The sequence below is a fragment of the Leifsonia sp. RCC_180 genome, from assembly GCF_058138205.1.
This window is the reverse complement of sequence record NZ_CP200340.1, coordinates 56759-78564: the sequence shown is the minus strand read 5'-3', so window position 1 is coordinate 78564 and position 21806 is coordinate 56759. Positions and strand designations below refer to the sequence as shown.

Sequence of the window (21806 nt, the reverse complement as noted above, 5' to 3'; positions counted from 1 at the left end):
ACGTGAAACTGACGGTCGTCGGAGGCGGCTCCACCTACACCCCCGAGCTCATCGACGGGTTCGCGCGACTGCGCGACGTGCTGCCGATCGAGGAGCTCTGGCTGGTCGATCCCGACCCTGAGCGCCTGCGACTGGTCGGCGGGATGAGCCAGCGGATGTTCCGCGCGGCAGGGCACACCGGTCGCGTCGTGCCGACCTCGGACCTCGTCGCGGGGGTTGCGGACGCGGATGTCGTGCTGCTCCAGCTCCGCATCGGCGGTCAGGCGGCGCGACACGGGGATGAGACGTGGCCGCACGAGTGCGGCTGCATCGGCCAGGAGACCACCGGCCCCGGCGGCTTCGCGAAGGCGCTGCGGACGGTCCCGGTCGTGCTGCGGGTCGCCGAGGAGGTGCGGCGGCACGCCAAGTCGGACGCCTGGATCGTCGACTTCACCAACCCGGTCGGCATCGTCACGCGGGCCCTGCTCCAGGAGGGGCACCGCGCGGTCGGGCTGTGCAACGTGGCGATCGGGTTCCAGCGCCGCTTCGCCGGCCTGCTCGGTGTCGAACCACGTCAGGTGCAGCTGGGGCATGTCGGGCTGAACCACCTCACGTGGGAGCGCTCGGTGCTGGTCTCGGATGGCGCGGGCACCCGGGACGTCCTGCCCGAACTCCTCGACACCCGAATCGAGGAGCTCGCCGGCGAGAACGCGCTGCCGGCCTCACTCCTGCGCCTCTTCCGCGACGTTCCCAGCTACTACCTGCGTTACTACTACGCCCACGACGAGGTGCTCCGCGAACAGCTGGTCTCGCCCACCCGGGCGGAGGAGGTGCAGCGCGTCGAGCGCGAACTGCTGGAGCTGTACGGCGACCCGTCGGTCGACACGAAGCCGGAGCAGCTGTCGCAACGCGGCGGCGCTTTCTACTCGGAGGCCGCCGTGGACCTGATCGCCTCGCTGACCGGCGACCGGGGGGATGTGCAGGTCGTCAACCTGCGCAACGACGGCGCGCTGCCGTTCCTGCCCGACGACCACGTCATCGAGGTGCCGGCGACCGTCGACGCCCGCGGCGTGACCGCCCTGCCGATCGACCCGCTTCCCGCCGATCACGCCGGGCTGGTCGCGCACGTCGCCGGCTACGAGCGGCTGGCGCTGGAGGCGGCCGTGCACGGCGGGCGCGACCGGGTGCTCCGGGCGATGCTGGCGCATCCCCTCGTCGGTCAGTACGACAAGGCCGAACGGCTCACCGACCTGCTGATCGCCCACAACCGCCAGCACCTGGAGTGGGCACAATGAGCGACGACGGCGCGCCACTGGTCATCGCGGTCGACGGCGGCGGGTCGAAGACGGATGCGGTCGCGCTGGAGCTCGACGGAACGGTCGTCGCGGAGGCACGCGGCACCACCTCCAGCCCCCACGTGATCGGGATGCGCGCGTCAGCCGACCTCGTCTCTGCCCTCATCGCGCGGCTGCTGGAGCAGACCGGGCCGCGCCCGATCGCCGCCACGAACCTGTACCTGTCGGGTCTCGACCTGCCCAGCGAAATCGCCGAGTTCCGCGCCCGCATCGCGGGAACGCCATGGGCGGCGGCGAGCGTCGACAACGACCTGTTCGCCCTCTTGCGCGCGGGCACCGACGAGACGGACGCGGTCGCCGTCGTCTGCGGCACGGGGATCAACTGCGTAGGAGTCCGCTCGGACGGCCGCACCATCCGCTACCCGTCGCTCGGCACCATCTCCGGCGACTGGGGAGGCGGCTGGCACCTCGGCGAGCGCGCGCTCTGGTACGCGGCGCGGGCCGTCGACGGACGCGGCGCGGAGACGATGCTCGCCCGGGCGGTTCCTGCAGCCTTCGGTCTGGGCAGTGTGCAGGACGTGATCGAGGCACTGCACTTCGGCCGCATCCCGAACAGCGACCTCGCCCGGCTCTCTCCGACGGTGTTCGCCTGCGCGCGGGAGGGCGACCCGATCGCCGTGTCCCTGATCGACGAGCAGGCGGAGGAGATCGCGACGCTCGCGGTCACCACTCTGCGCCGGCTGGAGCTTCTCGATCGGCCGGTACCGGTCGTCCTCGGAGGCGGGGTGATCGGCGGCCGCGACGAGCGGCTGCTCGGCACCATCGGGCGCCTGCTCGCGGAGCGTGCCCCGGCCGCCCGGATGGAGCTGGTCACGGCCGCTCCGATCCTCGGAGCCGCCCTCCTGGCGCTGGAATCGGCGGGCACCGGGGCCGCATCCCTGGAGGCAGCACGACGCACCCTGGAGGAACGACCGGCCGCGGTGGTTCAATAGCGACACGGACCACGATCAGGACTTCCAGCGTGCGCGGATGGTCGAGGAGCAGCTCGTCCCCCGCGGGATCGAGGACCAACGCGTCCTCGATGCGATGCGACGTGTGCCCCGGCACCTGTTCGTGGAACCGTCGGCCGCGCCGTACGCGTACGAGGACCATCCGATGCCCATCGGAGACGGGCAGACGATCTCGCAGCCGTACATCGTCGCGCTGATGCTGCAGGCGGCGCGCATCGGGCCGGAGGACCGCGTGCTCGACGTCGGCACCGGCTCGGGATACGCGGCCGCCGTGGCGGCGCTGCTCGGGCACCGGGTGGTCGGGATCGAGCGGCATCCCGACCTGGCGATCGGCGCGGCGGCGACCCTCGACGCACTCGGCTACCGGGTGGAGGTGGTGACAGGCGACGGCACGCTCGGCTGGCCTGCCGGGGCGCCGTACGACGTGATCCTGGCAGCGGCGACGGGTCCCTCCGTTCCCCCGGCCTGGGTGGAGCAGCTGTCGCCGGGCGGGCGGATCGTCATGCCGGTCGGGGCGCCGGGGCGTGCGCAGCACCTCGCGCTGTTCACCCGCGAGGATGGGACGCTGCACGAGACGAACCTGGGTGCGGTCGCGTTCGTGCCCTTGATCGGAGACCAGGGCTGGCCGGCGAATGGTGAGTCGTTGCGGTGATCCGTGACGAGTTGCGACTCGTTGTCGCAACTCGGGAGGTCAGGCAGCCGCGGTGCGCGCGGTGCGCGACGTGTGCGCCTCGCGCAGTCCGGCGAGGAGCGCCGTGAGCTGCCCGGCCGGCGCCGCCACATCCTCCGGGTGCCACTGCACCGCGAGGAGCGGCGCATCCCGGTGCTCGATCGCCTCGACGTGTCCGTCGTGCGAGCGGGCGGTCACGACGAGGTCCGCGCCGAGCGCATCGACCGCCTGGTGGTGGGCGCTGCGCACGTCGACCGGTCCGGTGCCGAGCAGCCCGGCCAGGCGGCTCTCCGGCTCGGGGTGCACCGCATGCGTGGTGAGCACCTGCGGGATGGGCACCCCGCGGTTGACGTGACCGGCCTCGTCTCCGAGGTCCTGGACGAGCGTGCCGCCGAGGGCGACGTTAACGATCTGCAGCCCGCGGCAGATGCCGAGCAGCGGGATGCGCCGCTCGATCGCCGCACGGACGAGGGCGATCTGTGCGCCGTCGGCGACCGGGAGGTGACGCGACTCGTTCGCGTAGCCGGTCTCGCCTCCGTAGAAGCCGGGGTGGATGTCCTCTCCGCCGACGATGACGATCCCGTCGGCGTCGCCCGCAGCGGCAAGCAGCCCTTCGGCTCCGCGGTCGGCGGCCAGCCGGGTGACGTTCCAGCCGTGCGAACGCGCCTCGGCGATGACGTTTCCGACCAGCAGCTGCACGTAGTCGTGGTACGCCGGGTCGTGAGCGCGGAAGCGCGAGGCCTCGACGACGGCCAGGGTGGGCTGTAGGGACATGCGCTCCTCCGCTCGACCGGACTCCCCCATCCCACCAGCGCATCGCCGCGCACGCACCCCCGGCCGTAACAGGCCGAAACAGTGACACTGTCGGAGTGCACCAATAGACTCGGCTGGGTATCAGCCGGACCCGAGAGAGTGGGTGGATGCGCTTGCGACGTCTGCTGACCGGAGCCCTCCTGGCGCTCGGGCTCGTGGCGGGACCGATCGTGGTCGCCGCTCCCCCGGCTGCCGCTGCGGACCCCGTCGACCTGGGCCCGAGCCACGTGGTCGACCAGTCCCAGGTGCTGAGTGCGTCGGACGAGGCGCAGATCACCGCGGCGGCGAAGAAGCTGTACGACGACCACCGCATCGACCTCTACGTCGTGTACGTCGATAGGTTCACGAATCCAGCCGAGGCGGCCGACTGGGCCAACGAGACGGCCGCACGCAACGGTCTCGGCCAGCGCGACTACCTGCTCGCCGTCGCGACCCAGGCGCGCACCTATTACCTCTCGGGCGACGACGACGGCCCGGTGAGCGCCGACCAGCTCGACAGTATCGAGCAGAACGACATCGAGCCGAAGCTCCACGACAACGATTGGACGGGCGCGGCGGTCGCTGCCGCGAACGGCCTCGGCGACGCTGCCGGTGGGGGCGGCGGGGCCGGGTTCTTCTGGTTCTTCCTGATCGGCGTCCTGATCGTGGGCATCGTCATCTTCCTCCTGGTGCGCTCGCGCGGCTCGCGCAAGAAGCAGGCGGCGGCGGGGCCGGCCACGCCGCAGAGCGAGCTGCAGACCATCCCCCTGGCCGACCTGGAACGCCGTGCCGGCTCGGCCCTCGTGCAGACGGACGACGCGATCCGGACGAGCGAAGAGGAGCTCGGCTTCGCCACCGCGCAGTACGGCGCGGAGTCTGTCGTCCCCTTCCAGGCCGCTCTCGACGCCGCCAAGGGGCAGCTGCGAGAGGCGTTCACCCTCAAGCAGCGGCTCGACGACGCGGAGCCGGACACCGACGAGCAGCGACGCGAGTGGAACATCCACATCGTGCAGCTGTGCACAGCCGCCAACCAGACGCTCGACGCCCAGGCGGACGCGTTCGACGAACTGCGGGCGCTGGAGAAGCGCATCCCGGAGGCGAGTGCCGAGATCGCGAGCCAGGCCGCGGCCCTTCGGCAGCGGCTCACGACCACGCGGGCGACGCTGGACGGCTTCGCGCAGCGGTACACGGACGCATCGCTCGCGACGGTCCACGACAACATCGACCAGGCGACGCAGCGCCTCGACTTCACGGACACGGCCCTTGCGGGCGCCGCGCAGAAGGCGGCCGCCGGGGATGCGGGAGCCGCCGCGGTGGGCGTGCGCGCCGCCGAGGAGTCCGCCGACCAGGCCGGCCTGCTGCTCGACGCAGTCGACCGGCTCGGCGCCGACCTGGCCGCTGCGCAGCAGTCGCTCGACGGCACCCTGGCCGAGTTGCGCAGCGACCTGGCTGAGGCACACGCCCTCGCGGCGGCGAGCGATCCGGGAGGGACCATCGCCGCGACCGCGGCCGGCACCGAGCAGACGGTCGCCGACGTGCAGACCGCACTCGCAGGCGGCCTGGTGAACCCGCTGGAACTCGCACAGCGGCTGGATGCGGCCAACCGCTCCATCGACGGCGTGCTGCAGGGCGTGCGCGATGCCCGCGCTCAGGCCCAGCGCGCTCAGTCGGCGCTGCAGCAGACGCTGATGACCGCGAAGGCGCGCGTCTCGGCGTGCGAAGACTTCATCACCGCCCGGCGGGGCGCGGTCGGCGCCGAAGCCAGGACCAGGCTCGCGGAAGCCGGCCGGCTGGTCGTCCAGGCGGAGCAGACGGCGGCGACGGATGCGGTCTCCGCGCTCGCCATGGCCCAGAGGGCGGCGCAGCTCGCCGACGAGGCGACGCAGCTCGCGCAGCAGGACGTCGGCGGGTTCACGCCCGGCGGTATGGGCGGCGCCATGGGCGACGGCGGCTTCGGCGACATCTTCGGCGGAGGTACCAGCGGTCGTGGCGGCGGGAGCGGCGCGATGGGCGCCATCCTCGGCGGCATCCTGATCGACTCGGTGCTGCGTGGCGGGATGGGCGGCGGCGGCGGCTTCGGCGGCAACTGGGGCGGCGGCGGCGGCGGACGCAGCGGTGGAGGCGGCGGCTTCAGCGCAGGAAGCTTCGGCGGCGGCGGAACCCGCAGCCGGCGCGGCGGCGGACGATTCTGACCGCCGGACGACAGACCACAAGCGCCCATCGGGGGCGGGAGCGAAAGGAAGAGCACATGGCGAAACAGTCCATCTTCGGACGGATCTCGCAGCTGCTGCGAGCGAACATCAACGCCCTCCTCGACCAGGCGGAGGACCCGGAGAAGATGCTGGACCAGATGGTCCGCGACTTCACCAACAGCATCGCCGACGCCGAGAGCGCGATCGCGGAGACCATCGGCAACCTCCGGCTGCTCGAGGACGACCACCGCGAAGACGTCGAGGCCGCCTCCGAGTGGGGCGACAAGGCGCTGGCCGCCAGCCGCCAGGCCGACCAGTACCGGGGGTCCGGCGACACGGCCAACGCCGACAAGTTCGACAACCTCGCCAAGGTCGCCCTGCAGCGGCAGATCTCGTCCGAGAACGAGGCGAAGGCTGCGGAGCCGCAGATCGCCGCGCAGACGGAGGTGGTCGACAAGCTGAAGACCGGGCTGAACCAGATGAAGGAGAAGCTGGAGCAGCTGAAGAGCAAGCGGTCCGAGCTCATCGCCCGCGCCAAGAGCGCGCAGGCGCAGGCCCAAGTCATCGACGCGGTGAAGAGCGTCGACATCATGGACCCGACCAGCGAGGTCTCCCGCTTCGAGGAGAAGATCCGCCGCGAGGAGGCCAAGGTCCGCGGTGCGCAGGAGCTCGCCGCATCCAGTCTCGACTCGCAGTTCGAGCAGCTGGACGACCTCGGCGAGATGACCGAGGTCGACGCACGGCTGGCCGCCCTCAAGTCCGGAGGCGGCTCGCAGTCGTCCCTGACCTCGGGCGCCGAGTGAGCGGCGCATCCTTCCTTGTCATCCCCCAGTGGCAGGGATCGGGGTCGTCGCGGGCGATGCGCCTGATCGACGGTGCCGACGCCATCCGCGGCGACCTCCCGGCCGCGCGCACTCATCAGGTGCCGGTGCCCGCGGCCGCGGGTGAGTCGCTGGGAACGGGCGTCAACCGGTTCTCGTCGCTGGTGGCGGTGAAGGATGCGACCGAGGCCGAGCTGGCCCTGCTCGAGCCGCCCGTCGTGGCGGTCGGCGGCGACTGCGGTGCGGAGCTCGCGACGGTGCAGCACGCGCTCGCGGCGCATCCACCCGGCTCGGTCGCCGTCGTGTGGTTCGACGCGCACGGTGACCTCAACGACGACGTGTCGTCGCCCTCGGGTGCCTTCCACGGGATGGTGCTGCGCGCCCTGCTGGGCGACGGACCGGACGGCCTGGCGTCGTCCGGACCGAGCCGCCTCGACCCCGCGCAGCTCATCCTGGCGGGCACCCGAGCGCTCGATGACGGCGAGTCCGCTTTCGTGGAGCAGAAGGGCATCCGCGTGCTCGGCACCGACGAGTTGGACGACCCGGAGGCCATCGTGGAGGCGGTGGCCGCGACCGGTGCGACGGCGGTGTACCTGCACATCGACCTGGATGTGCTCGACCCCTCCGCCATCGACGGCATCGGCTATCCCGAGCCCTTCGGGGTCCAGCCGGAGCGGCTGACGGAGGCGATCCGGGCGCTGCGTCGGCGGTTCGAGCTAGCCGGCGCGGGGCTGATGGAGTTCGCGCCGGAGTCGACGGACGCCGCAACGCACGACCTCGCGGTGATCCTCCGCATCCTCGGTTCGCTCACGGGGCCGACCGCCTCGCAGGCGCCCGCGGACTCCGGGGGTGCGCGCTAGCGTGGGAGGCATGAGCGAGCCCAGAATCCTGACCGAGCGGCGCGGGCACGTGCTGCTGATCGGACTCAACCGGCCGGACAAGCGGAACGCCGCCGACTTCGAACTGCTGTCGGCACTCGCCCGGGCGTACGGGGAGCTGGAACGCGACCCCGAACTGCGTGTCGGGCTCGTCCATGCGGTCGGCGATCACTTCACCGCCGGACTCGACCTCGCCGACCTCGGTCCGCGGATCGGGGCCGACGGACTTGCTTTCGTGGACGAGGACAGCATCGACCCGTGGCAGGTGTCGGGCCGGCAGCTGACCAAGCCCGTCGTCATCGCCGTGCAGGGCACCTGCCTGACGCTCGGGATCGAGCTCATCCTCGCCTCCGACATCGCGGTGGCGGCGCGGGGCACGCGGTTCGGGCAGATCGAGGTCACACGCGGCATCCTGCCCTTCGGCGGTGCGACCCTGCGCTTCCCGCGTGCGGTCGGATGGGGCAACGCGATGCGCTACATCCTCACCGGCGACCTCTTCGACGCCGCCGAAGCGCACCGGATCGGGCTCGTCCAGGAGGTCGTGGAGGACGGCCAGCAGTTCGCGCGGGCGCTGGAACTGGCCGAGCGGATCGCCGCGCAGGCGCCGCTCGCGGTGCAGGCGGCGCTCGCGAACGCCAAGCGCGCGGTCCGCGACGGGGATGCGGCGGCGGAGGCGGAGCTCCAGCCCGCGCTGGTGCGGCTGGCTGGGAGTGAGGATGCGCGAATCGGCATGGAAGCGTTCCTCACGCGCACCGAGGCGACCTTCGTGGGCCGCTGACATCCGTTCCGCCCGGCACGACGAACACCACACGGACACCACGAAGGAGCATGCATGAGCGAGACCCGGGACTACGACGTCATCGTGATGGGCGCAGGCGCGGTCGGCGAGAACGTCGCGGACCGCGCAGCGCAGGGCGGCATGCGGACGGTCATCGTCGAATCCGAACTGGTCGGCGGCGAGTGCTCGTACTGGGCGTGCATGCCCTCGAAGACGCTGCTGCGCAGCGGAGCGCTGCTCCGGGCCGCGCAGAAGGTCGGCGGGACGCGGGAGGCGGTCACCGGTCCGCTCGACGTCGCCGCCGTTCTGAAGCGTCGCGACGACATGACGAGCAACTGGAAGGACGACGGCCAGGTCGAGTGGCTGAACGGCGCCGGGATCGACCTGGTGCGCGGATGGGGCGTCATCACCGCTCCGCGCGAGGTCACCGTCACCGCGGAGGACGGCACGGCCACGGTGCTGCGGGCGAAGCACGCCGTCGCAGTGTCGACCGGATCGGCGGCACTCATGCCCGACATCCTCGGCCTCCGCGAGAGCGAGCCGTGGTCGAGTCGTGAGGCGACCAGCGCGCAGCGCGTCCCGCTCTCGCTGGCTATCCTCGGCGGCGGTGTCGTCGCCACCGAGATGGCGACCGCGTACGCCGGCTTCGGGACGGATGTGCACCTCATCGCGCGCAGCGGACTACTCGGTGCCGAGGAGCCTTTCGCCGGCGAAATGGTGGCCGAATCCCTGAAGAAGCTCGGCGCCACCCTCCACCTCGACACCGAGCCCGAGCGGGTGGAGCGCACAGACGACGAGGGCTTCCGCATCCACCTCGATGACGGCACCGTGGTGGAGGCCGAGGAGTTCCTGGTCGCCACCGGCCGCCTCCCCCGCACCTTCGGCATCGGGCTCGACGCCTTCGGTCTGGAGGAGGGCGCCTGGCTCGACGTGGACGACAGCATGCGCGTGCTCGGCGCCGACAGCGAGCCGGTCGACGGCGGCTGGCTGTACGGCGTGGGAGACGTCAACCACCGCGCACTCCTCACCCACCAGGGCAAGTACCAGGCACGCGCCGCCGGCGACGCCATCGCCGCTCGCGCGATGGGACACGAGGTTTCGCTGGCCCCGTGGGGCACGTTCGTGGCGACCGCCGACCACCAAGCCGTTCCGCAGGTCACCTTCACCGACCCTGAGGTCGCGTCCGTCGGGCTCACCGCCCAAGCGGCCGAGAAAGCCGGATACCGCATCCGCGTCGTCGACTACCCGATCGGCAACGTCTCGGGCGCCCACATCGTCGCCGACGGCTATGAGGGGCAGGCGCGGATGGTGGTCGACGAGGAGCGCGGGGTCGTGCTCGGCGTCACCTTCGTCGGTCAGGATGTCGGCGAGCTGCTGCACTCGGCGACCGTCGCGGTCGTCGGCGAGGTGCCGCTCGACCGGCTGTGGCACGCCGTGCCCTCCTACCCGACCGTCAGCGAAGTGTGGCTGCGGCTGCTCGAGGCCTACGGGCGGCCCGAGCTGTGACCGGGCTCCGCTCGCTGATCGGCGCCTCCAGCCGCCTCGGCTACCTGTATGCGACTGCGGTCGGGCTGGTGTGGGGCTTCCTGTGGAGTACCGGGCGCATCGAGCGACGCGCGGGCCTCACGGTCTTCCGCGGGATGCCGAAGGCGACCTTCGGCCGCGGCGGATCGTGCGTCGGGGGCGTGTACCTCACCGACCACAACGTCACCGACGACGTGCTGGAGCACGAGGCGATCCACAAGCAGCAGTGGCAGAAGTACGGGATGCTGTTCCCGTTCCTCTACTTCCTGGCCGGGCGCGATCCGCTGCGCAACCGGTTCGAGATCGAGGCGGGCCTCGAGAAGGGCGGCTACCTGTGACGCGCACGGTCATCATCACCGGGGCGAGTTCGGGGATCGGCGCGGTCGCCGCGGAGCAGCTGGCCGCGGGCGGCGACCAGGTGGCGGTCGTCGGCCGCAACCCCGAGCGCACGCGTGCCGTCGCCGAGCGCATCGGCGCAACGCCGTTCCTCGCCGACTTCGAGCGGCTGGATGACGTGCGGGCGCTCGCTGCTGCGCTGCTCGACCGCTACGACACCATCGACGTGCTCGCCAACAACGCGGGTGGGCTGTACCACGAGCACCAGCTGACGGTGGATGGGCACGAGCGCACCATCCAGGCGAATCACCTGGCCCCGTTCCTCCTCACCGCGCTGCTTCGTCCGCGGCTGGTGGAGACCGCCGCCGCCGGCCGCGACGTCCGAGTCGTCTCGACCGCGAGCGTCGCCAACCGGTTCGGCAGCCTCCGCGTTGACGACCTCGATTGGGAGCGCCGGCCCTGGCAGGGCGGCTGGCGGGCGTACGGGACCGCGAAGCTCGCGACGATCCTGTTCGCCTCCGAGCTCGCCGAGCGGCTGACCGGGACGGGCGTCAGCGCGTACTCGTTCCACCCAGGGACCATCGCCACCAATTTCGGCAACCAATCCCCGCTCATCCGGTTCGGCCACCTGGTCACGCGGAGCTCGTTCGGCATCTCCGTCGCCGCAGGCGCCGCTCCTCTGCTTCTCCTGGCGGGCCCGGCTGCGGTCGGCGCGCCGAGCGGAACCTACTTCGACCGCCTCACGGCGAACGGACGCACGAACCCGCAGGCGGGGAACGCGCAGCTGGGCCGGGACCTGTGGGCCGCGAGCGAGCAGCTCGTCGGTCTCGACGTCGCGGCCTGAGTCAAGCGCGGGCGCGGGCGCGGGCGCGGGGTCAGGAGAACGCGGGAGCGGACACCGCGTCGAGCGACATCCCGACTCCGTCGAGGAGGTGATCGCGCACTTCGGACACGAGCGCGAATCCGCCGGTGAGGATGGCGCGGGTCTCGCCCGGTCCGTCGCACAGCATCTCATCGCTCCAGGCCCGGACAGCGCGTACACCGGCCTGGCCTGCGGCGCACCGCTCGCCGGTGCCCGGGCGGCCGCTGCGGTGCGAACGCACCAGCCAAGTGACCGTCATGCGCAGCGGCGTCGCGAGCGGCACGATCTGCGAATCGCGCTCCACCTCGACGAAGACGCGTCCGCGGGCGCACAGCGGCAGGAGGGCGAGTTCGGCCTCGAGCTCGGCGAGCGAGTTCTCGTCGGCGACGACCAGGAACTGGACGCGGTCGTCGAGGTGCGCGGTCGAGGCGGTATGAGTGGCGTGGTCCGGGCGGTACATATCGCCACCACTATAAGGGCAGCCTTACCTAACGGCCAGCCGCTCTGAGCGCATCCGCAGCGTGACCGCATCCCTTCCGCAAGGTCGGAGGTTCGCGGCATGATCGAAGCATGCGCCCCACCGCCTCGTCCCCGATCGCCCCGATGCTCGCGAAGGCCGTCCCCGCCGTGCCCGAGCCCGACAGCGTCACCGGCGGGCTCAGCTACGAACCCAAGTGGGACGGCTTCCGCGCCATCGTGTATGCCGAGGGCGACGGCGCCGTGGAGTCGGTGGAGATCGGCAGCCGCGGCTCCAAGATGCTCACCCGGTACTTCCCCGAACTCGTGGAGGCGTTCCGCAGCATCCTGCCCGGCCCGTGCGTGCTCGACGGCGAGATCGTCGTCCCCACCGGCGAACCGGGTCACCAGCGTCTCGACTGGGAAGCGCTGTCGCAGCGCATCCACCCCGCCGCCAGCCGCGTGACGAAGCTGTCGCAGGAGACTCCGGCGACCTTCGTCGCGTTCGACCTGCTCGCGATCGGCGACGAATCGTACGTCGACAAGCCGTTCTCCGAGCGGCGGGCGGCACTGGAGGAGTTCGCCGGCGGCCTTCCCGATCCGATCGAACTGACCCGGACGACGACCGATGTCGACCGCGCACGGCGCTGGCTGGTCGAGTTCGAGGGTGCCGGGCTGGATGGTGTCGTCGCCAAGCCGTTCGCAGGCGTCTACACGCCCAATAAGCGCACCATGCTGAAGATCAAGCACCACCGCACGGCCGATGTCGTCGCGCTCGGCTATCGCATCCACACCAGCGGCCGGGGTGTCGGATCGCTGCTCGTCGGGCTGTACGGCGACGACGGCGAGCTGCGCAACGTCGGGGGCGTGTCTGCCTTCAGCGACGCCAGGCGGCTGGAACTGATCGACGAACTGGAACCCCTGGTCGAGCGGGATCAGGAGGGCGCGGCGGTGAAGGGCGCCACGGACCGCAGTCGCTTCTCGTCCGCCAAGGATGTGTCGTTCGTCCGGTTGCGTCCCGAGCGCGTGCTCGAGGTGCGGTACGACCAGATGGAGGGCATGCGCTTCCGGCACACCGCCCAGTTCGAGCGGTGGCGGCCCGACCGCGAGGCACACTCGTGCACGTTCGAGCAGCTGGACCGGCCGATCGCGTACGACCTCGGAGACGTGCTGACCTGACGGCTGCAGCGTGACGGTTGGCGCGCGCCTGGGCGTTGCGCCGACCACCGAGCGGTGGTTGCGTGGCGTTATGGCCGACGAAGAGCGTCCGGGCGCCGAAGGGTTCCTGCCCGCCGAGCGGGATCTCGACAGCCTGCGCGCGGCCGCGACCGGCTGCCGCGGCTGCGAGCTGTACCGCGACGCCACCCAGGTCGTCTTTTCCGCCGGCCGCCCACGAGCAGCGCTCATGTTCGTCGGCGAGCAGCCCGGAGACCGTGAGGACGTCGAAGGCGAGCCGTTCGTCGGGCCGGCCGGGCGCATCCTCGACCAGGCACTGGACGACGCGGGCATCGACCGCGACGACGTGTACGTGACAAACGCGGTCAAGCATTTCCGGTTCCACCGCCAGGGCAAGCGCCGCATCCACGAGAAGCCGGCGGTCGGCAACATCGTCGCCTGTCACCCGTGGCTGGAGGCGGAACTGGCGGTCGTGCAGCCGCAGGTCGTCGTCTGCCTCGGCGCCACCGCGGGTCGCAGCGTGCTCGGGCGGACCACCCGCATCACCGAGGAGCGCGGTCGGGTGCAGCAGTCGCCGGACGGCCAGGCCGTCCTCGTCACGACACATCCGTCAGCGCTGCTGCGGCTTCGCGACGATCCGGGATGGGATGCCGCCTACGACGCGTTCGTCAGCGACCTGCAGGCGGCCGCGAAAGCCGCGGCGACCTGACGACCCCCGCGGCTACGGCTTCTTCGCGCGGCTCGGCTGGACGCGCGGCGGCTCGCCCGGCATCTTCGGGTAGTCCGGCGGGAAGGGCAGCTCGCCCAGACCGTTCTCGAGGTCCCGGTCCCACCATCCGAGCAGGGCGTCGATCGTGCCCGGCTCCGCAGCGAAGTCCTCCCACGGGTCGCCGACGGTTCGCAACCGCTCCGGCATCGTCAGCACCGTGAAGTCGCGCGGGTCGACCGTTTTTAGTTCGTCCCAGGTGATCGGCGCCGAGACCGACGCGTGCGCCAGCGCACGGGGGCTGTAGGCGCCCGCCATCGTTCGGTCGCGGTTGGCCTGGTTGAAGTCGACGAAGACGCGTTCGCCGCGCTCCTCCTTCCACCACGCCGTGGTCACCTGATCGGGCATCCGCCGCTCCAGCTCGCGCGCGGCCGCGATGACCGCGTGGCGGACGTCGAGGAACTCGCGCTGCGGAACGATCGGCGCGAACACGTGGAGTCCGCGGTTGCCGGAGGTCTTGATGAACGCGGTGAGCCCGGCCTCCTGGAGCACCTTCCGGAGCTCGATCGCCGCACGCACCGCCTCGGCGAAGCCCGTCCCCGGTTGCGGGTCGAGGTCGATGCGCAGCTGGTCGGGGTTGTCGGAGTCCTCGGCACGCGACGGCCACGGATGGAACACGACCGTGTTCATCTGCGCGGCCCAGACCGCCGCTGCCGGCTCATCGACGACGAGCTGCGGATGCGACCGGGCGCTGGGATAGGTCACGGTGACCGAGCGCACGTAGTCCGGCGTGCCGCGCGGAGGGTTCTTGGAGAAGAACTGCTCCCCGTCGATCCCCTCGGGGAAGCGCTGCAGCGACACCGGCCGGTCGCCGTTCGCGCGGACGAACGCGTCGCCGACCTCGACCAGATACTTCGCCAGATCGAGCTTCGTGATAGCCGGCTCGGGGAAGATCACACGCCCGGGACTGGAGATGCGCACCTCCCTGTCGCCACTCCGACCTGGGACGGTGAGCACAACCGCATCGCCTGCCATGGCACCACCGTACCGTCCGAACCGGCGGTGACGGCGATGTGAATTCCTTGTGGGATCACGCGGGGCCGCTTGAGCACCACCCGAAGTGAGACAGAATGGCTAAGCGGGCGCGCATCCGTGCCGACCGCGACGAGGTCCTTCGAGAAGAGGTGCATGACCCTGAGGATCGTGAGCTACAACCTCCGCAAGCACGCGGCCAGCGGTGAACTGCTGGGGATCGCTGAGACCTACGGCGTGGACGTGCTGTGCCTGCAGGAGTGCGACAGCGACGCCCTGCCCGAGCGACTGCACGACCTGGTGCTGGCCGACACCACCCGGGCCAACCGGCTGGGACTCGCCGTGTACGTGCGCGACGACCGCTACGAGGTCCTGCACAGCCAGGTGTTCGCGGTGCAGAAGTCCTTGCACGACCGGGTGCTGGCGCCCGCCAACGAGCGTCTTCTGGCCGTGCACCTGCGCGACCGCGACAACGGCGAGGACATCCTCGTGGGCTCGTTCCACGCGGCCCCGCTGACCGCGTTGAACTCGCTGCGGCGCAAGCAGATCGCCGCCGCCCACGACGCGATGCGCTCGCTCTCCCCCGACACCCCCGTCGTCATGGTCGGCGACTTCAACTACCCGTGGTTCATCAGCGGGCTGGAGCGCCACCTCACCACGTCCGGGTACACGCTGAAGCGGACGACCGAGCCGACCTACCTGCGCTACAAGTTCTTCTCGGGCTACTTCGACTTCGTCACCTCCACCGGCTTCGAGATCGAGCGAGTGGATGTGCTGCCCGCCGGCGCCTCGGATCACCGGCCGATCCGGCTCGACGCGGTGCTCGCCGCCTGAGGCCCCCGGCCGCCCTTCCTGGCAGGATGGCCTGGTGACCGACATCGTCCCCTCCGCCCTGCTCGTGATCGACCTGCAGAACGGAGTGCTGCCAGGCTGCTTCGACGCCGACGCGGTGCTCACCCGGGTCGTCGCCCTGGTCGAGCGCGCCCGCACGGCCGGAACGCCGATCGTGTGGGTGCAGCACGAGGAGGACGGCATGGAGGAGGGCACGGACGCCTGGCAGCTGGTCGACGGGCTGATGCCGGCGGACGGTGAGCCGCGCATCCACAAGCACTACCGTGATTCGTTCGCCGACACCGACCTGGACGAGGTGCTGGAACGCCTCGACGTCGGGCGTCTCGTCGTCACCGGCGCGCAGAGCGACTACTGCGTCCGCACCACCGCCCAGAGCGCGGCCGTCCGCGGCTACGACGTGGTCCTCGTCTCCGATGCGCACACGACGACGGACACCGAATGGGATGGCGTGGAGATCAGCGGGGAACAGATCGTCGCGCACACGAACCGCTACTTCGCTGGGCTGCGGTACCCGGGCCAGCTGTTCGGCGTTGAGCCCGCCGCATCCGTCGCGGTGTGACCCGGAATCCCGCTAGGCCTTCACCACCTGCGGCGGTTTCCATGACCCGTTGAGGGCGGCCGGTTCGGGAGCATACAAGCGCATCGTCACACCGAGCGGGCCGAGAGGCGCAGGCAGCCAGTTCGGCTGCCGCTCCGGCCCCGGGTTGTCGTGCTGGATGTAGATGTCCAGCGACCCGTCTTCGTTGTAGTGGAGGTCGTCCCGGTCGCCGAGGGCGAACCGGTCGAGTTCGTTGGCGGCCTGGAACCCTTCCTCGTCGTACATGGTGATGGACCAGAACGCTCCGACGGGAGGGATCGTGTCGGCGCTGAAGTGGATGCTGTAGTCGGTTTCGCCGGCCAACGGCTCGCCGTCGCTGTCCGTGAGCAGCACCGGGTAGATGGCGTCCTCGGCCGGGTTCGCGCCGAGGCCGGCCATCGTGACCAGGGCCCGCTTGAGGTAGAAGTTGCCGTAGACCCCCATCGTGTCGGTCTGATACGACCATCCGTTCGCCTGCGAACCCACGTGCGCGAGGAGCGCCGGGAGCGCCGCGAGGGCCTCCGTGAAGCCGGCCTGGATCTCTGCCATTTCGTCCGCTGTGAACCGGTCCGCATCCCAGTGCCCATCGCCGGTGATGCCCAGGTCGCGCAGCCGGAAGAGCTGGGAATGGTCTGTCGCGTGCGGCGGGTTCACGGACAGCAGGCGGGCGGCGATGTCGAGGAACTCGGGTGCGGTCAGGGCATTCACGAACGCCAGCGCTTCCGTGGCCGGTGTGACGCCGGCGATCCCCTCCGACTGCTCGGTGGTCTGCGCCGCCGCCTCGATGTGCAGGCCGTCCTGGAAACGGTTCGCTGCCTCGTAGTCGGCGGGCCCGTTCGTCTGCACCCGGCCGATGACCCACACGTACGGAGTGGGCGCCTCGATCACAGAGGCGTCGGCGGGCACCTCTCCCTCATAGCCGGACGGCACGATCAGGAAGCGCTGAGCACCGTTGCCGCTGGTTCGCGTGCCGGGATTGGCGAAGACGTCCGTCCACATGTCGAGCATCGGGAGCAGGTAGTACCGATCGCCGACATCCGGGACGCTGATCGACACTGGGCCGCCGGTCAGGTCGAGGAAGGCGAGCGAGTACAGCGTGTCGAAGTTGGGCCGCACAACAGCCCGGAAGTCAGCGTCCGGGTACCGGCGCAGGTGGAAGAACCGGTTGGACGGAGCGCCCGTCGCCCGCGCTCCGGACGGGTCCGGCATCGTCTGCTGGAGCCGCGTCACCTCCATCGTCACCAACGGGTAGAAGTACACGAATGCTTCCGCCGCCACCGTACGCAGATCCCTTGCCATCACGTTCATCGTCCACTCCGACCGCTCGATGCCTGGACGGTACCGCTCGATCGCTTCGCGGCGATAGTGAGGGTCGACCGCACCCGATCCCCCGGCGTACGGTGAACGCGTTCCGACGGCGAGGTGGTGTCGATGGAGTTCCCCGCGTGGCTGACCGGATGGCTGGCCGGCGACGACTACACGATCGCGCGCGAGATCCTGGAGCGGGGTGTCGCGGCGCTCTACCTGGTCGCCTTCGTGTCGGCAGTGAACCAGTTCCCGGCCCTGCTCGGCGAGCACGGCCTCCTGCCAGCGCCGCGGTTCCTCCGTCACCCGTATGCGCAAAAGCAGCCGACCTTGTTCCGTTGGGCGTACTCCGACATGCTGCTGCGGACGGTCGCCTGGACGGGCGCAGCACTGTCCGCCCTCATCCTGATCGGCGTCGTCCAACTGGCGCCGAGCTACGTGTTCGTGCCCGTGTTCCTGATCGTCTGGTTCCTCTACCTCTCGATCGTGAACATCGGGCAGACGTTCTACGGCTTCGGCTGGGAGAGCCTGCTGTGCGAGGCGGGCTTCGTCGTCGCGTTCCTCGGGGCGTGGGACACGGCTCCCCCGATCACGATCATCTTCTTCGTGCGCTGGCTGGTCTTCCGGCTGGAGTTCGGCGCCGGGATGATCAAGATGCGCGGCGACCGCTCCTGGCGCGACCTCACCGCGCTGTACTACCACCACGAGACGCAGCCGATGCCGAACCCCCTCAGCCGGACCGCGCACCTGCTGCCCAAGTGGTTCCACCGGGTGGAGGTGCTCGGCAACCATTTCGCCCAGTTGATCGTGCCGTGGTTCCTGTTCGCCCCGCAGCCTGTTGCGAGCGTCGCCGCCGTGATCATGATCCTGACGCAGCTGTGGCTCGTCGCCACCGGGAATTTCGCCTGGCTCAACTGGATCACCATCGTCCTCGCCTTCGCGGGCATCAGCGACTCGGTCTTCTCGTGGATGTTCGGCGGTCTTGAGGTGGGCGGCATCGGCGCCGCAGGGGTGCCGCTCTGGTTCGCCGTGGTCGCCGTCGCCGCGACGGTCTTCCTCGTCGTCCTCAGCTGGCCGCCCCTGCGGAACCTGTTCGCCCATCGTCAGCTGATGAACGCGAGCTTCAACCGCTGGCACCTGGTGAACGCCTACGGCGCTTTCGGCAGCGTGACGCAGGAACGGTACGAGGTCGTCGTCGAAGGCACGGCTGATGACCCTTCCGATCCCGGGGCACAGTGGCACGAATACGGATTCAAGGGCAAGCCGGGCGACGTGGACCGCCTGCCGCGGCAGTACGCGCCGTACCACCTGCGCCTGGACTGGCTGATGTGGTTCCTCGCGCTCGGCTCCCGCGACTCCCCCTGGTTCGAGGTGTTCCTGCTGCGGCTCCTGGAGGCTGACCGGCGGACCCTGAAGCTGCTGCGGCACGACCCGTTCGGCGGGGTCCCGCCGCGGGCGATCCGCGCGCGAATGTTCCTCTACCGCTTCGCGACGCACGCCGAGAAGCGCGCGACCGGCGACGTGTGGGTGCGGTCGGAAGTGGGCGACCTGGTGCCGCCGGTGAGCCTGCGCGGCGGTCAGTAGGAGTATTCCCCGATGAGAGGGTGATGCTGCGTGTGCTGTCCGCGTCATGACCCGTAGAAGGCAACGTCTACCTAAGTGAGCGTCGTTACGTGCGGCGCTCACGGGTAGCGGCTCGTTGTACGCGTGGTCGCGGACACATGCTCCTTCCCGTTCTGAGAAACGGAAGGGTTGCCGTGAATACAACGAGGAAGTTGAAGGCACTGTCGGTGTGCGTGGCGGTTGCCGGCATGAGCGTCATCGGAGGGACGCTGACGGGGTTCGTCCCCGCTGACGCAGACACGATCAATGCCGCTGACGCTGTCGCTGCCGTGCAGCAGGTCGCGCCGGAAGCGGTATCGGATGTCGCGAAGACGACCTCGGACACGGATACGGCGGCGCGGGCGTCCGTGTCGGGTCTGGATGTCTCAGTGCCGGTGGACCCATCGGACGGTGTGCAAGTATCGGGCGGAGCAGAGGTGGCGATCGGGCTTCCATTCGCAGACCTGGCAAGCAACGCGGCCAACTCGCCGAAGGCCGGCGTGGTCGTGTATGACAACAACAACGGCTCCTCGACGGTACCGGTTGCGCACGCGGACGGAACCGTACAGATCAGCACCGTCATCACGAGCGCAAACGCCCCGAAACGGTACGACTACCCAGTGGATATCCCGGGCGAGCAGGCCGTTCATCTCCTGGACGACGGTTCCGCTTACGTTGGCATTATCGACGGGAACACCATATCGGCTTACGTTCCGGCACCGTGGGCAAAGGATGCCAACGGCGCAGCGGTGGGCACGCACTTCGAAGTCAGCGGCGACGTACTGACGCAGATTGTTGACTTCACTGGCGATACCGCATTCCCGGTGATTGCTGATCCCACGTTTGAGTGGTACCGGGGTCTCCCCACCGTAAAGACGACGCGTGCTGAAACCCTGGCGCTCGCCACCCCGGTCTCGGCTGCAAAGATGTGCGGTCAGGTTGGAAAAGTTGCCGGAGGAGCCGGTGTAGCCCTCTGCGTACTGAATCTCGCGTCGATCAGTTACAACTCTCAGCGTGCTTATTGGGCGGGGCAGTGCGCACGCCTCATGTTTGGGCCGGGAGTCGTCTCGACCATCCCATATAAGGACAGCTATTGCCGCTGAAAATGAAATTCAGAGATCTACTCGGTCGCGAAGCCTGGGCGGCGCTCGATCGAACGCCCGCCAGGAAAGCAATCACGTGGCCGATTCCCCTCACGCTACTTGTACTCGGTTTGACGAGCCCGCTCCTTCTGCCGTGGTGGGGATGGACAATAGTCGGACTCCTGAGCTTGGGGTTGGGCTGTCTTGCGGGCTGCTACTGGGCCGCCAAGGATCGGGAGCGAGAGTGACCCGCCCGCGAAAGGGAGCATTGCAATGAGGTGGCGTATCCGAGGCTGGCTGCTAAGGCTCGTCGAGGTTGCGAACAGCTTCGCTTCGGGCTTTCTCGACCATCACCGCGGGTGACCGACGACGAACGCTAGGGAGTCCCACGACGATCTGATCAGTCCCCGAAAGCGAGGGAACCATCCCAGCGAGTCAGTAGCCCGTGCGCTGCTCCTCCAGCCGCGCCAGGTCGCGCCAGATCAGCAGCTTGAGCCGGGCCGGCTTCTCCCGCTCGTAGTCGTCCTTCAGCGCCTCCGCCCCCGAGAACGCGTCGAGGCCGGCCTCGATGGCGCGGCGCACGTCATCCCACGCGTCGACGCGGCCGCGCTCGACCAGAGTCTGCAGCTCCTCGTCCGAGTCGGCCTTCGCCCGTAGTGCAGCGGCTAGCGTGATCGCTGCATCCCTGCGCAGCCTCAGATTGTCGACATCCAGCTTCCGGTAGTCGTGCGGGTGCATCGCGTCGCCACCCAGGTTCTCTGCCGCCGCCAGCTCCTCCTCGATGCGGCCCGCGGCGACACCCTGCTCCGAGGCGAGTTCGCGGAGCATCGCCGCCGCCTCCATCGCATGCAGCGCCGGATCGTACGAGTTGCCGTACTGGATGGTGTCCACCACGATGTGGTTCTTCACCGCCATGCGGGTGGCGTATTCCGCGAGCAGCATGCCCTCCTCGACGGACTGCTCGAGCGTGGGCGCGACCGGCTCTGGAAGGGCGTGCTCGTCGAAGGGACGCGTGCGCGTCGTCTTCTCGACGCCCCTGCGGAACCACTTCGGCCAGCGCATGGAACTCCTCGAACCGGGGCGCCGGAGACGACGCCTCTCCCATTCTGTCCGATCGGCTCGTGCGGGTCAGCGACCTGTGAAGAATGCGTTCGCCCGGCGTGTGTAGAGCAGAACGATGATGAGCAGCGACCAGAGGATCTGGATGACTCCACCCGCGACCTGCGAGTTGAACAGCAAGAACAGGCCGTTGAACAGGTCGATGATCATGACGACGGTGACGACCGCGCGGGCTCCCGGGCTGCCGCGGAGCAGGCCGCGCGCCACGATGACGACCACGATGCCGAGCAGCAGCGAGATGATCGCGGCCGTCGTGATCCCGCCGAGCGTTGCGGAATTGCCCGCGGCCATCTGGTCGCGGGTCAGCAGGATGAGGACACCGCCGATGATGTTCAGGATGCCGTTGATGTAGGTGAGCACGGCCACGAACGTGACCGATCCGGGACGTGCGGCCATGTCGGCTCCTTCGATTCATGGGCGACCGGTTCACGCGGTGCCGCTTCTCCCGGTAGCTTGGCGGATATGGCCGGTTACCGCTATGAGTTCGAGACGGAACTCTTCCGCTGGGCGTCCCGACGGGAGCTGTGGGTGTTCGCCCGGCTGCCGCTGGAGGTCTCGGAGGAGATCCGTCTTCAGCCGCATCCACCCGCCGGCTTCGACTCCGTGAAGGTGTCCGTGACGCTGGGCGGATCACGCTGGTCGACGTCGATCTTCCCGGAGTCCGACGGCACTTACGTCGTCCCGATCAAGAGCGCGGTGCGGCGGGCCGAGGGCGTGGAGCTCGGCGACCGGGTCAGGATCGGCGTTGAGACCCTGCTCTGA

General features: G+C 69.9%; 23 protein-coding genes. 17 read left to right on the top strand and 6 right to left on the bottom strand.

The genetic code is table 11. From position 1 onward, the window contains the following. Window positions 1-2 precede the first annotated feature (2 nt). Genes AB7E03_RS00415 through AB7E03_RS00405 form a run of 3 tightly spaced genes read left to right on the top strand, consistent with a single transcriptional unit; the run spans window position 3 to window position 2936 of the window. A complete protein-coding gene (locus AB7E03_RS00415) occupies window positions 3-1274 on the top strand; it encodes a 6-phospho-beta-glucosidase (protein ID WP_489938258.1) in 1272 nt (423 codons plus the stop codon). After that, on the top strand, window positions 1271-2266 hold the full coding sequence (locus AB7E03_RS00410; RefSeq protein ID WP_489938256.1) for an N-acetylglucosamine kinase: 996 nt from the start codon (window positions 1271-1273) through the stop codon (window positions 2264-2266). The genes AB7E03_RS00415 and AB7E03_RS00410 overlap by 4 nt, the downstream gene beginning before the upstream one ends. A 37-nt stretch (window positions 2267-2303) precedes the next feature. After that, window positions 2304-2936, top strand: coding sequence for a protein-L-isoaspartate(D-aspartate) O-methyltransferase (locus tag AB7E03_RS00405; protein WP_489938254.1), 633 nt, complete (start codon window positions 2304-2306; stop codon window positions 2934-2936). Window positions 2937-2975: 39 nt separating this feature from the next. On the opposite strand, the gene AB7E03_RS00400 is transcribed toward AB7E03_RS00405, so the two are convergent. Further along, the gene (locus AB7E03_RS00400; protein ID WP_489938252.1) at window positions 2976-3728 is read right to left on the bottom strand and encodes a gamma-glutamyl-gamma-aminobutyrate hydrolase family protein; all 753 of its coding nucleotides are present in this window, start codon (window positions 3726-3728) and stop codon (window positions 2976-2978) included. 146 nt (window positions 3729-3874) lie between these two features. Between AB7E03_RS00400 and AB7E03_RS00395 the strand changes: the two genes are divergently transcribed. Genes AB7E03_RS00395 through AB7E03_RS00365 form a run of 7 tightly spaced genes read left to right on the top strand, consistent with a single transcriptional unit; the run spans window position 3875 to window position 11119 of the window. Then, window positions 3875-5938, top strand: a complete 2064-nt coding sequence (locus AB7E03_RS00395; protein WP_489938250.1) for a TPM domain-containing protein — start codon at window positions 3875-3877, stop codon at window positions 5936-5938. A 56-nt stretch (window positions 5939-5994) separates the two neighbouring features. Continuing rightward, the gene (locus AB7E03_RS00390; RefSeq protein WP_489938248.1) at window positions 5995-6741 is read left to right on the top strand and encodes a PspA/IM30 family protein; all 747 of its coding nucleotides are present in this window, start codon (window positions 5995-5997) and stop codon (window positions 6739-6741) included. Further along, window positions 6738-7619, top strand: a complete 882-nt coding sequence (locus tag AB7E03_RS00385) for an arginase family protein (protein ID WP_489938246.1) — start codon at window positions 6738-6740, stop codon at window positions 7617-7619. Before AB7E03_RS00390 ends, AB7E03_RS00385 begins: the two co-directional genes overlap by 4 nt. Window positions 7620-7629: 10 nt before the next feature. After that, entirely contained in the window at window positions 7630-8415 is a 786-nt protein-coding gene (locus AB7E03_RS00380; RefSeq protein WP_489938244.1) for a crotonase/enoyl-CoA hydratase family protein, read from the top strand. A gap of 54 nt (window positions 8416-8469) precedes the next feature. Further along, window positions 8470-9921 carry a dihydrolipoyl dehydrogenase family protein gene (locus tag AB7E03_RS00375; RefSeq protein WP_489938242.1) on the top strand — a complete coding sequence of 484 codons (1452 nt, stop codon included), beginning with the start codon at window positions 8470-8472 and terminating at the stop codon, window positions 9919-9921. Continuing rightward, a complete protein-coding gene (locus tag AB7E03_RS00370) occupies window positions 9918-10277 on the top strand; it encodes a Fe-S oxidoreductase (RefSeq protein ID WP_489938240.1) in 360 nt (119 codons plus the stop codon). Before AB7E03_RS00375 ends, AB7E03_RS00370 begins: the two co-directional genes overlap by 4 nt. Continuing rightward, the gene (locus AB7E03_RS00365; protein ID WP_489938238.1) at window positions 10274-11119 is read left to right on the top strand and encodes an SDR family NAD(P)-dependent oxidoreductase; all 846 of its coding nucleotides are present in this window, start codon (window positions 10274-10276) and stop codon (window positions 11117-11119) included. Before AB7E03_RS00370 ends, AB7E03_RS00365 begins: the two co-directional genes overlap by 4 nt. A 31-nt stretch (window positions 11120-11150) precedes the next feature. Here the strand turns inward: AB7E03_RS00365 and AB7E03_RS00360 are convergent, their stop codons facing one another. Further along, window positions 11151-11597 carry an SIP domain-containing protein gene (locus AB7E03_RS00360; protein ID WP_489938236.1) on the bottom strand — a complete coding sequence of 149 codons (447 nt, stop codon included), beginning with the start codon at window positions 11595-11597 and terminating at the stop codon, window positions 11151-11153. Window positions 11598-11707: 110 nt separating this feature from the next. Between AB7E03_RS00360 and AB7E03_RS00355 the strand changes: the two genes are divergently transcribed. Both AB7E03_RS00355 and AB7E03_RS00350 read left to right on the top strand, forming a co-directional pair. Then, window positions 11708-12772 (top strand): ATP-dependent DNA ligase, encoded by a 1065-nt coding sequence (locus tag AB7E03_RS00355; RefSeq protein WP_489938234.1) that lies wholly within the window; start codon window positions 11708-11710, stop codon window positions 12770-12772. A 70-nt stretch (window positions 12773-12842) separates the two neighbouring features. Then, the gene (locus tag AB7E03_RS00350; RefSeq protein ID WP_489938232.1) at window positions 12843-13478 is read left to right on the top strand and encodes a UdgX family uracil-DNA binding protein; all 636 of its coding nucleotides are present in this window, start codon (window positions 12843-12845) and stop codon (window positions 13476-13478) included. 12 nt (window positions 13479-13490) lie between these two features. Here the strand turns inward: AB7E03_RS00350 and ligD are convergent, their stop codons facing one another. Continuing rightward, window positions 13491-14510 (bottom strand): non-homologous end-joining DNA ligase, encoded by a 1020-nt coding sequence (ligD, locus tag AB7E03_RS00345; protein WP_489938230.1) that lies wholly within the window; start codon window positions 14508-14510, stop codon window positions 13491-13493. Between the two features lie 153 nt (window positions 14511-14663). On the opposite strand from ligD, the gene AB7E03_RS00340 reads away from it, so the two are divergent. Beyond that, window positions 14664-15341 carry an endonuclease/exonuclease/phosphatase family protein gene (locus AB7E03_RS00340; RefSeq protein ID WP_441782884.1) on the top strand — a complete coding sequence of 226 codons (678 nt, stop codon included), beginning with the start codon at window positions 14664-14666 and terminating at the stop codon, window positions 15339-15341. A gap of 34 nt (window positions 15342-15375) precedes the next feature. Beyond that, entirely contained in the window at window positions 15376-15918 is a 543-nt protein-coding gene (locus AB7E03_RS00335; RefSeq protein WP_489938228.1) for a cysteine hydrolase family protein, read from the top strand. Window positions 15919-15930: 12 nt separating this feature from the next. On the opposite strand, the gene AB7E03_RS00330 is transcribed toward AB7E03_RS00335, so the two are convergent. Next, window positions 15931-17235, bottom strand: coding sequence for a DUF1254 domain-containing protein (locus tag AB7E03_RS00330; protein WP_489938226.1), 1305 nt, complete (start codon window positions 17233-17235; stop codon window positions 15931-15933). Window positions 17236-17367: 132 nt separating this feature from the next. On the opposite strand from AB7E03_RS00330, the gene AB7E03_RS00325 reads away from it, so the two are divergent. Further along, window positions 17368-18825, top strand: coding sequence for a lipase maturation factor family protein (locus tag AB7E03_RS00325; RefSeq protein WP_489938224.1), 1458 nt, complete (start codon window positions 17368-17370; stop codon window positions 18823-18825). A 191-nt stretch (window positions 18826-19016) separates the two neighbouring features. Further along, window positions 19017-19946, top strand: coding sequence for a hypothetical protein (locus tag AB7E03_RS00320; RefSeq protein WP_489938222.1), 930 nt, complete (start codon window positions 19017-19019; stop codon window positions 19944-19946). Window positions 19947-20360: 414 nt separating this feature from the next. Here AB7E03_RS00320 and AB7E03_RS00315 read toward each other — a convergent pair whose 3' ends face one another. Together AB7E03_RS00315 and AB7E03_RS00310 are read right to left on the bottom strand one after the other, a co-directional pair. Next, window positions 20361-20987, bottom strand: coding sequence for a hypothetical protein (locus tag AB7E03_RS00315; protein WP_489938220.1), 627 nt, complete (start codon window positions 20985-20987; stop codon window positions 20361-20363). 66 nt (window positions 20988-21053) lie between these two features. After that, window positions 21054-21440: a DUF7144 family membrane protein gene (locus AB7E03_RS00310; protein ID WP_489938218.1), complete on the bottom strand. Its 387-nt coding sequence runs from the start codon at window positions 21438-21440 to the stop codon at window positions 21054-21056. A 66-nt stretch (window positions 21441-21506) separates the two neighbouring features. On the opposite strand from AB7E03_RS00310, the gene AB7E03_RS00305 reads away from it, so the two are divergent. Then, a complete protein-coding gene (locus AB7E03_RS00305) occupies window positions 21507-21806 on the top strand; it encodes a DUF1905 domain-containing protein (RefSeq protein ID WP_489938216.1) in 300 nt (99 codons plus the stop codon).

Excerpts from the sequence above, each read along its gene's own strand:
- AB7E03_RS00330 (WP_489938226.1), bottom strand. The coding sequence starts at position 17,235 with ATGGCAAGGGATCTGCGTACGGTGGCGGCGGAAGCATTCGTGTACTTC.
- AB7E03_RS00380 (WP_489938244.1), top strand. The coding sequence starts at position 7,630 with ATGAGCGAGCCCAGAATCCTGACCGAGCGGCGCGGGCACGTGCTGCTG.
- AB7E03_RS00310 (WP_489938218.1), bottom strand. The coding sequence starts at position 21,440 with ATGGCCGCACGTCCCGGATCGGTCACGTTCGTGGCCGTGCTCACCTAC.
- AB7E03_RS00390 (WP_489938248.1), top strand. The coding sequence starts at position 5,995 with ATGGCGAAACAGTCCATCTTCGGACGGATCTCGCAGCTGCTGCGAGCG.
- AB7E03_RS00350 (WP_489938232.1), top strand. The coding sequence starts at position 12,843 with ATGGCCGACGAAGAGCGTCCGGGCGCCGAAGGGTTCCTGCCCGCCGAG.
- AB7E03_RS00340 (WP_441782884.1), top strand. The coding sequence starts at position 14,664 with ATGACCCTGAGGATCGTGAGCTACAACCTCCGCAAGCACGCGGCCAGC.
- AB7E03_RS00410 (WP_489938256.1), top strand. The coding sequence starts at position 1,271 with ATGAGCGACGACGGCGCGCCACTGGTCATCGCGGTCGACGGCGGCGGG.
- AB7E03_RS00400 (WP_489938252.1), bottom strand. The coding sequence starts at position 3,728 with ATGTCCCTACAGCCCACCCTGGCCGTCGTCGAGGCCTCGCGCTTCCGC.
- ligD (WP_489938230.1), bottom strand. The coding sequence starts at position 14,510 with ATGGCAGGCGATGCGGTTGTGCTCACCGTCCCAGGTCGGAGTGGCGAC.
- AB7E03_RS00360 (WP_489938236.1), bottom strand. The coding sequence starts at position 11,597 with ATGTACCGCCCGGACCACGCCACTCATACCGCCTCGACCGCGCACCTC.
- AB7E03_RS00395 (WP_489938250.1), top strand. The coding sequence starts at position 3,875 with ATGCGCTTGCGACGTCTGCTGACCGGAGCCCTCCTGGCGCTCGGGCTC.
- AB7E03_RS00375 (WP_489938242.1), top strand. The coding sequence starts at position 8,470 with ATGAGCGAGACCCGGGACTACGACGTCATCGTGATGGGCGCAGGCGCG.
- AB7E03_RS00315 (WP_489938220.1), bottom strand. The coding sequence starts at position 20,987 with ATGCGCTGGCCGAAGTGGTTCCGCAGGGGCGTCGAGAAGACGACGCGC.
- AB7E03_RS00325 (WP_489938224.1), top strand. The coding sequence starts at position 17,368 with ATGGAGTTCCCCGCGTGGCTGACCGGATGGCTGGCCGGCGACGACTAC.
- AB7E03_RS00305 (WP_489938216.1), top strand. The coding sequence starts at position 21,507 with ATGGCCGGTTACCGCTATGAGTTCGAGACGGAACTCTTCCGCTGGGCG.
- AB7E03_RS00355 (WP_489938234.1), top strand. The coding sequence starts at position 11,708 with ATGCGCCCCACCGCCTCGTCCCCGATCGCCCCGATGCTCGCGAAGGCC.
- AB7E03_RS00405 (WP_489938254.1), top strand. The coding sequence starts at position 2,304 with ATGGTCGAGGAGCAGCTCGTCCCCCGCGGGATCGAGGACCAACGCGTC.